Annotated in this window: 11 protein-coding genes; 5 read left to right on the top strand and 6 right to left on the bottom strand. The window is 73.4% G+C overall.

The window, feature by feature from the left end; all coding sequences use genetic code 11:
- Window positions 1–40 precede the first annotated feature (40 nt).
- Window positions 41–4,291, top strand: a complete 4,251-nt coding sequence (locus tag FS641_RS03875; RefSeq protein ID WP_144760238.1) for an FtsK/SpoIIIE domain-containing protein — start codon at window positions 41–43, stop codon at window positions 4,289–4,291.
- Between the two features lie 12 nt (window positions 4,292–4,303).
- On the opposite strand, the gene FS641_RS03870 is transcribed toward FS641_RS03875, so the two are convergent.
- Genes FS641_RS03870 through FS641_RS03860 form a run of 3 tightly spaced genes read right to left on the bottom strand, consistent with a single transcriptional unit; the run spans window position 4,304 to window position 7,901 of the window.
- Window positions 4,304–6,343, bottom strand: coding sequence for a serine/threonine-protein kinase (locus FS641_RS03870; RefSeq protein ID WP_144760234.1), 2,040 nt, complete (start codon window positions 6,341–6,343; stop codon window positions 4,304–4,306).
- A 47-nt stretch (window positions 6,344–6,390) separates the two neighbouring features.
- Window positions 6,391–7,221 carry a mycothiol synthase gene (gene mshD, locus FS641_RS03865; protein ID WP_144760231.1) on the bottom strand — a complete coding sequence of 277 codons (831 nt, stop codon included), beginning with the start codon at window positions 7,219–7,221 and terminating at the stop codon, window positions 6,391–6,393.
- Window positions 7,218–7,901 (bottom strand): response regulator transcription factor, encoded by a 684-nt coding sequence (locus tag FS641_RS03860; protein ID WP_144760228.1) that lies wholly within the window; start codon window positions 7,899–7,901, stop codon window positions 7,218–7,220. Before FS641_RS03860 ends, mshD begins: the two co-directional genes overlap by 4 nt.
- A gap of 85 nt (window positions 7,902–7,986) precedes the next feature.
- On the opposite strand from FS641_RS03860, the gene FS641_RS03855 reads away from it, so the two are divergent.
- The 3 genes from FS641_RS03855 (at window position 7,987) to FS641_RS03845 (ending at window position 10,101) form a co-directional block, all read left to right on the top strand.
- Window positions 7,987–8,268 (top strand): hypothetical protein, encoded by a 282-nt coding sequence (locus FS641_RS03855; RefSeq protein ID WP_144760225.1) that lies wholly within the window; start codon window positions 7,987–7,989, stop codon window positions 8,266–8,268.
- A gap of 151 nt (window positions 8,269–8,419) precedes the next feature.
- Window positions 8,420–9,034 (top strand): FABP family protein, encoded by a 615-nt coding sequence (locus FS641_RS03850; RefSeq protein ID WP_144760222.1) that lies wholly within the window; start codon window positions 8,420–8,422, stop codon window positions 9,032–9,034.
- Entirely contained in the window at window positions 9,034–10,101 is a 1,068-nt protein-coding gene (locus FS641_RS03845; protein ID WP_144760219.1) for a folate-binding protein YgfZ, read from the top strand. Before FS641_RS03850 ends, FS641_RS03845 begins: the two co-directional genes overlap by 1 nt.
- Before the next feature lie 51 nt (window positions 10,102–10,152).
- On the opposite strand, the gene FS641_RS03840 is transcribed toward FS641_RS03845, so the two are convergent.
- Window positions 10,153–10,926, bottom strand: coding sequence for a class I SAM-dependent methyltransferase (locus FS641_RS03840; protein WP_144760216.1), 774 nt, complete (start codon window positions 10,924–10,926; stop codon window positions 10,153–10,155).
- Window positions 10,927–10,970: 44 nt separating this feature from the next.
- On the opposite strand from FS641_RS03840, the gene FS641_RS03835 reads away from it, so the two are divergent.
- Complete coding sequence (locus FS641_RS03835; protein WP_144760213.1) at window positions 10,971–11,717, top strand: phosphoglyceromutase; 747 nt, start codon at window positions 10,971–10,973, stop codon at window positions 11,715–11,717.
- A 67-nt stretch (window positions 11,718–11,784) separates the two neighbouring features.
- Here the strand turns inward: FS641_RS03835 and FS641_RS03830 are convergent, their stop codons facing one another.
- On the bottom strand, window positions 11,785–12,324 hold the full coding sequence (locus FS641_RS03830; RefSeq protein WP_186317566.1) for an AAA family ATPase: 540 nt from the start codon (window positions 12,322–12,324) through the stop codon (window positions 11,785–11,787).
- Window positions 12,325–12,391: 67 nt separating this feature from the next.
- A complete protein-coding gene (phoU, locus tag FS641_RS03825; protein ID WP_144760207.1) occupies window positions 12,392–13,057 on the bottom strand; it encodes a phosphate signaling complex protein PhoU in 666 nt (221 codons plus the stop codon).
- Window positions 13,058–13,122 lie beyond the last annotated feature (65 nt).

Here is a 13,122-nt window from a genome sequence, read left to right as displayed (position 1 = left end):
CGGGTCGCCACGACCGGACCACGACGACAGGAGCAGGCGCATGCGGGTGGTGATCGAGCTCGACGACCGTGTCGAAGCGGTCGAGGTCGACGGCTGGGCCGAGACGTCCACGCTCGGGCAGCTCGTCGCGGCGGCCGTCGGACCCGTCCTCGAGCCGGACGCCACTCTGGCGGTGGACGCCCACGTGACCAGTGCCGAGACGCCGCTGCGCGACCTGGTGCTGCTCGAGGGGTCGCGCATCGCCCGCACCCCGGAGGACCGTCCGCGGACGGTCGACGGCTGGACGGTCACCCTCGCCGGGGGACTCGACGCCGGCCGGGTCCTCGCCGTGCCGCGCTCCCGACCGCTCGTCGTCGGGCGTGCCCCGCAGGCCGACCTCGTCCTGCCCACCGAGACCGCGTCGTGGGAGCACTGCACGATCGAGCGCGAGGCCGACGGTGTCCGGATCCGCGACGCCGGCTCGACCAACGGCACCGTCGTCGCCGGGGCCCGCCTCGACGACGAGGGCGTCCTCGTCACCGGCACGACCAGCGTCATCGTCGGCGGGGCGGTGCTGCTCGTCCGACCGGCCCTGCACGAGACGACCGTGCCCGCGCCCGGCACCCTGCCGAACCTCACCCCGGCGGCGACCGCGCCCTACAACCGCCCGCCGCGTCCGGGGCGGGACACCGAGCAGGAGACCGTCGTCCCGCCGACCCGGAAGGACGTCCCGCCGGCCTCGAAGTTCAGCTGGATCACGATCGCGGCGCCGCTCGTGCTCGCCGGCGCGATGGTGCTGCTCCTCGGTGACGCCCGGTTCGCCCTGTTCGCGCTGCTGAGCCCGGTCACGGCGATCGGCATGTGGTTCGAGCAGAAGCACCGCCGGGCACGGAACCTGCGTGAGGAGGACGAGCGCTTCGCGGGGGCGGTGGAGGCGTTCCGCCAGGAGATCGCCGCCGCGGCCGGTGTCGAGGCCGCGCGGCGACAGGAACTCGTCCCGGACCCGGCGACCGTCGTCCGCCGCGCCGCCCTCCCGACGACCACGCTCTGGCAGCGCCGGTCCGCCGACGCCGACTTCCTCACCCTGCACGCCGGCACCGGTGACGCCCCCTGGCGACCGGAGGTCGACGCACGGGCGACGTCGGCGAAGCTCGACGACGAGGCGAAGGCCGCCATCGCGGACAGCAGGCTCACCGCGGCGCCGGTCGTCGCGGACCTGTCCGACGCCGGCGTGGTCGGCATCGTCGGCGACCGCGACGGCGCACTCGCCCTGGCCCGGAGCCTCCTCGCGCAGGCGGCGGTGCACTGCGGGCCCGCCGACCTGACGATCGGGGTGTTCTGCGACGACGGACGGCAGGCGGACTGGTCGTGGGCGTCCTGGCTGCCCCACACCCGGGTGGCCGGCAGCAGCACCGGCGAACGGTGGATGTCGGCGCAGCGCGACCACAGCGCCGCCGTGCTCCGGGGGCTCCGCGACTCGGTCGACGACCTCCCCACGCAGACGATGCTCGTCGTCATCGACTCCGAGGTGCTCACCGAGGGCCGCGACGCCCCGGCACGGAGCCTGCTCGGGCAGGGCCGCTCGGTCCCGGGGCGGACGCTCCGTCCGGACGAGGAGCCCCGCCGGGTCAGCGGCATCGTGATCGCGGCGAACGCCCAGCAGCTCCCGGCAGCGTGCACGACGATCATCACCGTCGAGGCCGACGCCGCGGCGACGGTGTACCGGCCGGAGGACCGCACCGAGGTGCGCGACGTCGTCCTCGCCGGGCTCTCGACGGCCGTCGCCGAGCGCTGTGCGCGGGACCTCGCGCACTTCGACGACCCGGAGCTCTCGGTCCCGGGTGCGTCCCTGCCGTCGCTCGTCCGGTTCCCGGACCTGGTGCGGGTCGACACCCCGCAGGCCGTCCGCGCCGCGTGGGACGCCCGGACCGGGATCTCCACCCCGATCGGTTCGTCCGAGTCGGGACCCCTCGAACTCGACCTGGTCCGCGACGGGCCGCACGGGCTCGTCGGCGGGACGACCGGGTCCGGCAAGAGCGAGTTCCTGCGGTCGCTCGTCGCCGGTCTCGCGGCGCGCAACGCACCGACGACGCTGAACTTCCTGCTCGTCGACTTCAAGGGCGGTGCCGCCTTCGCCGCGTGTGAGCGGCTGCCGCACACCATCGGCACGATCAGCAACCTCGACGAGCAGCTCGCCGACCGGGCGCTCCGCGCGCTCGAGGCGGAACTCGAACGCCGGCAGCGCGTGTTCGCCGAGGCCGGCGCCGACATCGACAACCTCGACGCGTACCTGGCGACCCGACCGACGGAACCGATGCCGCGGCTGCTGCTCGTGGTCGACGAGTTCGCGATGCTCGCCAAGGACTTCCCCGACGTCCTGACCTCGCTCGTGAGCATCGCCGCCGTGGGCCGGACGCTCGGCGTGCACATGGTCCTCGCGACCCAGCGACCGGCCGGCGTCGTCAGCGAGGACATCCTCGCGAACACGAACATGCGGGTCGCGCTGCGCGTGCAGAGCCGTGAGGACTCCGTCAACGTCATCGGTGTCCCCGCCGCCTCGGCCATCAGCCGGCAGCAGACCGGGCGCGCCTACGTCAAGCTCGGCCAGGACGACATCACCCCGGTGCAGACCGCCCTCGTGACGGGTCGAGCCCGCGACGCCGCCGCCGAGGCCGCCGTGGCCGTCCGGCCGACCGGGGTGTTCGGCGTCCCGGCGCCCGCGCCCTCCGCAGCGCCGACCGCCGCCGACGAGACCGACCTCGACCGGCTCATCGACGCGATCACGCAGGCGAACGCGGACGCCGGCTTCGCCCCGCCGCGGCCGATCTGGCCGGAGGCCCTCGGCGAGCGGGTCGACGTGGCCGCGCTCGACACCGGCTCGACCCGCGCCGAGGTCGTGCCGGTGGCGCTCGCCGACGACCCGGACCACCAGCGTCAGGTGACCACGGGGTGGGACCTCGCGCAGGGCAACCTCATGCTCATGGGGATCCCGGGCAGCGGCACCAGCACCGCCCTCGCCGCGATCGCCCTGCGTCTGGCCGCCGCGACGGACCCGGCCGACCTCGACCTGCTCGTGCTCGACATGGGCGCGGGGGACCTCGCACCGCTCCAACACCTCCCGCACACCACCGCGTACGTCGGCTCCGGACCGGGTGCCGGCGAGCTGCAGGCGCGGTTCCTGCGGCACCTGCGCACGGAGCTGGAACGCCGTCGGGCGGCACCGGGCGGACGTCGAGCGGTCGTGCTCCTGGACGGTCTCGCGGCGCTCCGCGACGAGTACCAGGACTTCGAGGGGCAGCAGCTGCTCGACGCCCTGTACCGCGTGTACGCGGAGGGACCGGCACTCGGCATCTCCTTCGCCGTGTCGACCACCCGCGCGAAGGCCGTCCCGAGCGCGATGGACGAGGTCACGACCCAGAAGTGGCTGTTCCGGCTCGCCGACCCGTACGACTACTCCTCCATCGGTGTGCGACCCAAGGACGTCCCGCCACCGGTGCCCGGGCGCTTCATCGACTCCGTCGCCCGCCTGCAGTCCCACGTGGCGACCCCCGACGTGCCCCTCGCCGACGCCGTGACGCACACGGCCGAGCGCTGGAGCGACGCACCGCGCAAGGCGAGCGCCGTCGGGCGGTTGCCGGACGTGGTGACCGTGACGGAGCTCGCGGTGCCCGCGTCCTTCGACACCGAGCCGTGGCGCCTGCCGATCGGTCTCGCCGAGGACGACCTCGCCACCACCGCGCTCGAGGTGTACGACGGCGAGCACGTCCTCGTCGCCGGCCCGGCCCGCTCGGGCAAGTCGAGCGTCCTGCTGGCGCTCGCCGACACCGCCCGGCGTGCCGAGGGCACGCGGCCCGCGGTGTGGGCGATCTGCGACCGCCGCTCGCCGCTCGCCTCCGGGGACTTCGACCGGCTCGCGGTCGGTCCGGACGAGGTCCCGGCCCTCGTCGCCGGGCTGCGGCTCGAGCGCGGCCCCGTGCTGCTGCTCGTGGACGACGCCGAGCGCTTCGACGACGGCGACCAGGCGTTGGCCGGGCTGCTCGCGTCGGAGCGTCCGGGGCTCTGCGTGGTGGCTGCCGGTCGTTCGGTGGACCTCCGCTCGCTGTACAGCCACTGGACGAAGGCCGTCCGCAAGAGCCGGTGCGGCGTGCTGCTGCAGCCCGACGTCGACTACGACGGGGAGCTGCTCGGGGTCCAGGTGCCCCGTCGGTCCCCGGTGGCGATGTCGGCGGGTCGCGGCTACGCCGTGTCCGGCGGTCGGGTCCGCCTCGTCCAGACGGCCAGCGCCGACCTCGCGGTCGAGCGGACGTCCTGAGACGCTCGGCGCTCAGTCGCGTGTCGTGATGCTGAACGGCGCGCTCTCGAGGTCGGAGAACGCCCCGACCGTGGCGCGCACCGTGCACGCGGGTGCCACCGACAGCGCGGTCACGACGAGGCCGTCCGAGGACACCGCCAGCGCGCCGGAGCACCCGTCGGCGAACCGCACGCCGGACTCGCCGCCGGCCACGTCCTGCAGCATCTGCGACGGTGCGCCGCTCGCGGGGCTGCGGTACAGCGGGTTCAGCTCGTCGGTCCCGCTCGGCCACACCGGGAGCAGGGTGACCGGCAGCGCCGTCTGGCTGACCGTGCGGTCCGGCGTCCGCACGACGACGTCCTGCAGCCGCTGCACCGGGTAGGCCGTCCCGCTGACGGACTGGTCGGTGACGACCCCGGTGGTCGCGGTGCCGACGGCGTCGAGCCACGTCTGCAGCGAGGCACCGTCCGTGACCGAGGGCACCCGCACCGTCGCCTGCACCGCGACGTCGGACCCCGGCTCGATTGCAGCGCCGCTGAGGGACCAGGCGCATGCGGTGTCGACCCCGGTCACGGACGGCTGGTTCCGTGTGGCGGTGACGGGGCCGTCACGCCACCGGACGGTGGGGCAGGAGCCGCCCGACCGGGCCGCCGGCAGGACCTCGACCAGCGGCCCGGAGAGCGTCGCACCCTGGGCGGTGTAGGTCGTCGTCAGCTCGACGGCGCCGGACTCGGGGTCGAGCGTCGCCTTGCGGGTGGTGGTCAGTCCGGTCGGGAGGGGCCGGTCCTGCTGGTACGCGTTGGCGGCCTGCGCGGTGGCCTGTCGTCCGGGCGTGGTGCCCCGACTGCCCGGCAGCCAGACGACGGCCCCGACCACGAGCACCACGACGAGTGCCAGGCCGAGCGCGCCGAAGCCGGCCGCGCGGTTCGTCAACCAGTCCGGGCGCCGGAACCGGGCTGTCCGCGTCGCGGGGGAGGCGGCCGGGTCCGACGCCACCGGGAGCGGCTGCCTGGCCATCGGTCGGACGACGGTCGCCGAGCCCGCCGGACCGAGCTCCGGCACCGACCCCGCTGTGCCGTCGTCCTCCGCTACGTCGTCGTCGGCCGCAGCGCCGTCCGGTCCGGCAGTCCCGGCTGTTCCGGTAGCACCGGACGCGACCGATCCGCGGACGACCGTCGCCGGGCGCTCCACCGCGGCGAACTCCTCCGGGTCGACCGTCGGCTCGAGCGCGGGCACGTCGGCGAGGGACCGTGCGAGCCGACGGAGGGTCGCGGCGGCGTCGGTCGCGGACGGCCGGGCAGCGGGGTCCTTCGCGAGCATGGTCGCCAGGGTCGACCAGAGGGCGTCGGGCACCTCGAGCACCGGGGGCGTCGACGTGACGTGCCGGTACGCGACCGCGAAGTCCGTCCCGGGGCCGGCGAACGGTGTGCGTCCGGACAGCAGCTCGTAGAGCATCACGCCGGCGCCGTAGACGTCGGCGGCCGGCCCGGAGCGCCCGTGGCTGATCGACTCCGGCGCCATGTACTGCGGGGTGCCGAGGAGGCCCGTGGTCGTGCGCTCCCGCTCGGCGACGACCGAGGCGATCCCGAAGTCGGTGACCCGGACGAGCCCCGTCGCACCGGGCGACCACTCCGCGTCGAGCAGCACGTTGTCGGGCTTCACGTCGCGGTGGACGACGTCCTGACGGTGCGCGGTGGCCAGGGCGTCGAGCGTCTCCGCCGTGATGGTCAGCGCGTCCCGGGGCGACAGCGTGCCGGCGGCCGCGAGGAGGTCGCGGGCCGACCCTCCCGGCACCAGGTCCATGACGATGGCGAGCCGGTCACCCTCGACGACGAGGTCGCGGACGCGGACGATCGACGGGTGCTGCAGGCCGAGCAGGACGGAACGTTCGCGGACGAAGCGCTCGACGATGCCCGGGTCGGCGGCGAGCTCGGCGCGGAGGAGCTTCGCCGCGGCGGCGTCACCGGTGGGACCGTGGTCGACGCGCCAGACCTCGCCGGTTGCGCCGGAGCCGAGGAGCTCGACCAGCCGCCAGGAGGCACCGAGCGGCTCCCCTTGCCCGTACTGCGCCACAGGTCCCCCGAGTCCGCCGTGGTCGGCCCCGCGCCGACCGGTCCAGGCTACCGGCCGGTGGGCGCCGCGTACTGCACGTCGACGGCGGCCTCCGTGAACCCGGACCGACGGTAGAGCGCCAGCGCCGGCTCGTTGTCGCCCTCGACGTAGAGTGCGGCCGCGGTCAGCCCGCGACCGACCAGCCGTGCGGTCCCGGCGCGCATGAGCACCCCGCCGAGGCCCCGTCCCTGCAGGTCGGGGCGCACGGCCACGGCGTAGAACTCGCCGATGCCGTCCTCGACCTTGAGCCAGCAGGACCCGGCCAGGTCGCCGGCGGCGTCGCGCAGCAGCACGAGGTCGTCACCGGAGAACCACGGCTCGGCCTCCCGGGCCCGCAGGTCCTCGAGCGTCATCGAGCCCTGCTCCGGGTGCGACGCGAACGCCGCACGGTTCAGGGTCAGCCAGTCGGTCTCGTCGGTGCCGGTCCGGAACGCGGTCACGGTGTACCCGGGCGGGAGGCTCGCATCGGGTGCAGACGTCGGCACCGGCGCGCGCAGCTGCAGCAGCGTCCTGGTCGCGGCCCACCCGTACCGGGTCGCGATCGCGCGTGCCGCCGGGGCGTCGCCGTGTGCCCAGGCGAGCCGCGGAGCGGCCCCGCCGCCCAGGGCGAGCGCCCGGTCGACCAGGCGCGTCCCGATGCCGTGCCCCCGTGCCTCCAGGCCGACCACGAGCTCCAGCTCGCCGTCGCGGACCACGGCGACCCCGTCGGGTTCCGCGGATCCGTCGGGCTCGACGAGGACCACCGCGCGACCGGCGCGGACGTCGACCAGGGTCTGGTCGGAGAACGGGGGAGCCTCGCCGGGGACGGCGAAGCGCGCGAGGTCCGGCGTCGCAGTCACTGGCCCATGAGGCGTTCGGCCTCGTCGTCGTACACGTTGAAGCGGTAGCCGACGTTGCGGACCGTGCCGATGAGGGACTCGAGGTCGCCGAGCTTGGCGCGCAGGCGCCGGACGTGCACGTCGACCGTGCGGGTGCCGCCGAAGTAGTCGTAGCCCCATACTTCGCTGAGGAGCTGCTCGCGGGTGAAGACGCGCGAGGGGTGCGTGGCGAAGAAGCGCAGGAGCTCGAACTCCTTGAAGGTCAGGTCGAGCGGCTTGCCGCGGACCTTCGCCGAGTAGCTCGCCTCGTCGATGACCACGCCGGAGGCCTGGATCTTCGAGCCGGTCTGGTTCTTCGCGGCGCGGCCGGCGCTGAGTCGGATGCGGGCGTCGACCTCGGCGGGACCGGCGGTCTCGAGCACGACGTCGTCGATGTTCCACTCGCTCGTGACCGCGGTGAGACCGCCCTCGGTGACGACGAGCACGATCGGGGTGGTCGACCCCGAGGTGGAGAGGATCTTGCACAGGGCCTTCGCGCTGACCAGGTCCGTCCTGGCGTCGACGAACATCAGGTCGCTCTGCGGCGCGTTCACGAGCTGTGCGGCCTCGGCCGGCACGTGGCGGATCCGGTGGCTCAGCAGGCCGAGGCTCGGCAGGACGTCGCCGGGCGCGGCCGAGGTGAGTACCAGGAGCTGTGCCACAGGACCTCCAGAACGGATGAGACGTCGTGCGGACATCCTAGTGATGCTCGACAAGTCCCCCCGACCGGCCTGCAATGATGGCCTCGTGACCGAGCCCGTCCCGCCCGCCGACCAGCGCCGCCTCAAGCTCACGTCCGTGCTGCCCGTCTGGCTGCTGGCGATCGTCGGCGCCGTGCTCGTGCTGACCCTCAGCGAGAAGGACTCCTTCGCCTGGCTGCTGCTCGTGTTCGTGGCGACGGTGTTCGTCAGCTTCGTGTTGCAGCTGATCACCGCGACGAAGGACGGCCTGGTCGAGCGGATCAGCATCGCGTCGTCGGGGTCGTTCGTCGTCGTGCTCGTCACGGCCGTGGTGCTCCTGGCGCGTTGAGGCAGCGCGCTCCTGAGGGGGCCGCGTAGACTCCTGGCATGGATTCGCTGCTTGCGCTCGAGCTCTTCTACGTCGGCCTGCTGGGTCTGGCGTCGCTCGCGATCGCGTTCGTCTCGGTGACCGTCGTCGTGAAGCTGTTCAAGGGTCAGCGTTGATCGAACTGCCGGAGGGCCTCGCCCCCGAACTCGTGCCCTTGTCCTGGCTGGTCGGCGTCTGGGAGGGCACCGGCGTGGTCGAGTACCCGGTCGGTGCGGCCGAGGGCGACGAGCCCGACGTCCGCACGTACGAGTTCGGCCAGCGCGTCAGCTTCAGCCACGACGGCCTGCCCTACCTCAACTACTCGTCGACGACGTGGTTGCTCGACGACGAGCACACGCCGCTGGCGGCCGAGATGGGCTACTGGCGGCTCGACCGTCCGTCGGAGCCGGGGGACCGCGGCCCTGCGATGCTGATGGGCGAGGGCGTCGTCCCGTTCACCACCACCCAGAGCGTCGAGACCCTGCGCAACGCGAACGACGGCTTCGACGTGGAGGCGGCGATCATCCACCCGACGGGCGTCAACGAGCTCTACGTCGGCCAGGTCCGGAAGGGCCGCATCGACCTCGCCACCGACGCCGTGATGCGCTCCGCGAACGCGAAGGACTACTCCGCGGCGACCCGCATGTACGGGCTCGTCGAGGGCAAGCTCTTCTGGGCGTGGGACATCGCGGCGCTCGGCCGGGAACTCACCTCGCACGCCTCGGGGCAGCTCGCGAAGGTCGACTGATGGCCGTCTTCTCGGCGCGCGCGGGCTTCGTCGCGTCCGACGGCGGTCCCGCCGCGCACTTCGGCAACCCGCTCGGTGAGCAGCGCCTGCTCGCCGGGGGCTCGGCGGTCGTCGAGCTCGGGCTCGGGGTCGTCACGGTCACCGGTCCCGACCGGCTGTCGTGGTTGAACTCGATCACGTCGCAGCTGCTGCTCGGGCTCGCGCCCGGCGTCAGCACCGAGACGCTCGTGCTCGACCAGTCGGGTCGGGTCGAGCACGCGGCACGCGTCGTCGACGACGGTGCGACGACGTGGCTGCTGACCGAGGCCGCCGACGCGGAGCCGCTCGCGGCCTGGCTGTCGTCGATGCGCTTCATGCTCCGGGTCGAGGTGGCCGACGTGTCGGCGTCGTTCGTCACCGTCGGTTCGTTCGCGGGGTCCGCACCCGTCGACGGCACGGTCGTCGAGTGGGTCGACCCGTGGAGCACCGTCACGCCGGGCGGCTGGGGCTACGCCGACCAGGAGGCCCATCCCGGCTCCGAGTGGACGCTGCGGATCGCGGTCCTCGAGTCCACCGCCGCGGTCGCCCTGGCCGCGACCGACCGGCCCGCAGCGGGGCTCCTCGCGGTCGAGGCGCTCCGCATCGCGGCGTGGCGGCCCTCGCTCGCCGACGTCGACGAGCGGACGATCCCGCACGAGCTCGACTGGCTCCGGTCCGCCGTGCACCTGAGCAAGGGGTGCTACCGCGGGCAGGAGACCGTGGCGAAGGTCCACAACCTCGGGCACCCGCCGCGCCGGGTCGTGATGCTGCACCTCGACGGGTCGGACGCCGTGCTGCCCGCACCCGGCACGACCGTGACGCTCGACGGCAAGGACGTCGGACGGCTCACCGCCTCCGCCGTGCACCACGAACTCGGGCCGGTCGGCCTCGCTGTCGTCAAGCGGTCCCTCGACCCGGCCGCCGTGCTGACGCTCACCGTGGACGACGTCGTCGTCACCGCGGCGCAGGAGACCATCGTCCCGCCGGGCGCCGGCGCGACCGCCGACGTGCCGCGGCTACCGCGGCTCGGCGCCGTCCGCCGCTCCTAGTCGCGGCCCGGTTGCGCCGAGTCCGGGTGCGGCGGCCGGTCGGTCGGCAGGTCAGGTCGGGGCGACCGACGACCACGGGACGCTGAGTTCGCCGAGGCGCCACCGCGTCGTGCCGTGCAGCACCGGCCAGCCGCGGTCGCGCATCCCGCGCACCGTCGCGAGCCACCGCTGCCGCGGGCCGTACGTCCCGAGGGGAGCGGCGACCGCCCAGGCCAGGTCGAGGTCGCGGAGGAACCCGTGCACGCGTTCACCCGGGACGTTCCGGTGGATGAGCGCCTTCGGCAGGCGCTCCGCGACGATGCTCGGCACGTCGAGGTCCGCGAGCCGGAGCGACACCGTGAACGCGACCGGTCGTTCCGGGTCGAGCGTCACCCACGACGCGACACGGCCCACCTCGTTGCACGTGCCCTCGACGAGCGCGCCGCCCGGCTGCAGACGGTCCTGCATGATCCGCCACGACGCCTCGACCTCGGACTCGTCGTACTGCCGGAGCACGTTGAACGCCCGGATCACCGCCGGTCGCCGCCCGCCCGGCGTCGGGGTCTCGAAGCCCCCGAGGCGGAAGGTCACGCCGTCGCGGGTGCCGGCGTTCGCGAGCGCGACGCGCGCCGGCTCGATCTCGATCCCGGTGACCTCGACGTCCGGACGCACGGCGGCCAGGCGGTCGCGGAGCTCCAGCGTCGTCGTCGGGCTCGCGCCGTAGCCGACGTCCGCGACGAGGGGGTCTGACGTCCGCCGGAGGGCCGGGAGCGCGGCGATCCACCGGTCCACGCGTCGGAGCCGGTTGACCCCGGTCGTGCCGCGCGTGACGTTCCCGATGGGCATCCCCCAAGGGTAGACGGAGCGTGCTGCTCGGTAGACTCCTGGGCATGACCTCCACGCTCGTCCTGCTCCGTCACGGCAACAGTGACTGGAACCAGAAGAACCTGTTCACCGGTTGGGTCGACGTCCGGCTCTCCGAGTTGGGCGAGAAGGAGGCGAAGCGGGCCGGCGAACTCATCGCCGAGTCCGGCATCGTCCCCGACGTCCTCTACACGTCGCTCCTGACCCGCGCGATCCAGACCGCCGAAATCGCCCTGCTCGAAGCCGACCTGGCGTGGCTGCCGGTCAAGCGCGACTGGCGCCTCAACGAGCGGCACTACGGCGACCTGCAAGGCAAGGACAAGGCGCAGACGCTCGAGCAGTACGGCGAGCAGCAGTTCATGGAGTGGCGTCGGTCGTTCGACGTCCCGCCGCCCCCCATCGCCGACGACGCCGAGTGGTCGCAGTTCGGCGACCGTCGGTACGCCGACCTCGGCGACCAGCTGCCCCGGACCGAGTCGCTCAAGCTCGTGATCGACCGGCTGCTGCCGTACTGGGAGTCCGACATCACGAAGGACCTCGGCGCCGGCAAGACCGTCCTCGTGACGGCGCACGGCAACTCGCTCCGCGCGCTCGTCAAGCACCTCGACGGCATCTCCGACGACGACATCGCGGGGCTCAACATCCCGACGGGCATCCCGCTCGTGTACGAGCTCGACGACGACTTCCGCCCGACGAAGCCCTCGTACTACCTCGACCCCGAGGCCGCAGCGGCCGGTGCCGCCGCCGTCGCCGCCCAGGGCGCCAAGAAGTAGCCCACCGCTCACGACGACGGTGCCCCGTGGGGAGACCCGCGGGGCACCGTCACGTCTGCCGGACGGTTCAGACGAAGTGGGACGCGATCTCCTGCACGAGCGCGCCGACGTCGTAGGGCTCCGTGGTGTCGACCCGGACGACGGGCCCGACCCCGACCGGACCCGCGTCGGGCCCGTGCTCGTCCCAGAACGCGAGGATGTCGGCCAGGTCGCCGTGCACCTCGTGCCGCACGGGAGCACCCGGGTCGTACCGGTCCGCCAGCCGCTCCCGGGCGGTGTCCGCGTCGACGTGGCACCACACCTCGACGACGCGCGGTGACCCGGCGGTGGTGAGCCCGGCCTCCAGGAAGGCGCGGTCGCGCGACGGCAGCCAGACGGCGTCGAGGACCACGCCGTTCGCCACCGCGCCGGCCATCTGCCACATCGTGTCCATGGCGATCGCACCGAGCTCCCGCGACGGGATCATCGGCCCGGCGATGTCCGCCAGGGGTTCCTTGATCCGGTCCTTCGACAGGAACGGGCAGCCGAGCACCTCGGCGAGGGCGGCACCGATGGTGCTCTTGCCCGAAGCGGGCATGCCGTTGACGACGATCGCGACCTGAGCCATGCAACGATCCTGGCAGAGACGACGGAACGGCCGACCCATCCGGGTTGGCCGTCCTCGTCGTCGTCGGTCAGACGCTCGCGCTGGAGCTCGCACCCACCCAGTCGCCGGTCGCCAGGTACTCGACCTTCTTGGCGATCGAGACCGCGTGGTCCGCGAAGCGCTCGTGGTACCGCGAGGCCAGGGTCGCGTCGACGGTGTCGATCGGCGCACCCTTCCACGTCTCGCCGAGCACGAAGTCGAACACGCTGGCGTGCAGCTCGTCGATGGCGTCGTCCTCGTCGCGGATCTCGCCGGCCAGGGCGATGTCCTCGGTCGCGAGCAGCCGCGTCAGCTTCTGCGCCATCGCGACGTCGAGCTGCCCCATCTTCTTGAACGTCCCGCGCAGGCCCTTCGGCACGACCTTCTCGGGGAAGCGCTGCCGGGTGAGCTGCGCGATGTGCTCGGCCATGTCGCCCATGCGCTCGAGCGACGAGCTGACACGGAGCGCGGTCACCACGACGCGGAGGTCACGCGCCACCGGAGCCTGGCGGGCGAGGATGTCGATCGCGATCTCGTCGAGGCTCGATGCGGCCTCGTCGATCTTCGCGTCGTCGGCGATCACCTCTTCGGCGAGGGCGACGTCCGACTCGCTGAAGGACTGCGTCGCCCGGGTGATCGCGGACTCGACGAGCCCGGCGATGTCGGTCAGACGCTCCTGGACGTCCTGGAGTTCCTGCTGGAACACTTCGCGCATGGGGGATGGCCTCTCTGATGCGTACCGGGAGAGTGTCGTCAGCGCAGGTGAACGGATGGTGACCT

This window comes from Curtobacterium sp. 9128 (assembly GCF_007673775.1).
Lineage (GTDB): Bacteria > Actinomycetota > Actinomycetes > Actinomycetales > Microbacteriaceae > Curtobacterium.
This window is presented reverse-complemented; position numbering and strand designations above follow the sequence as displayed.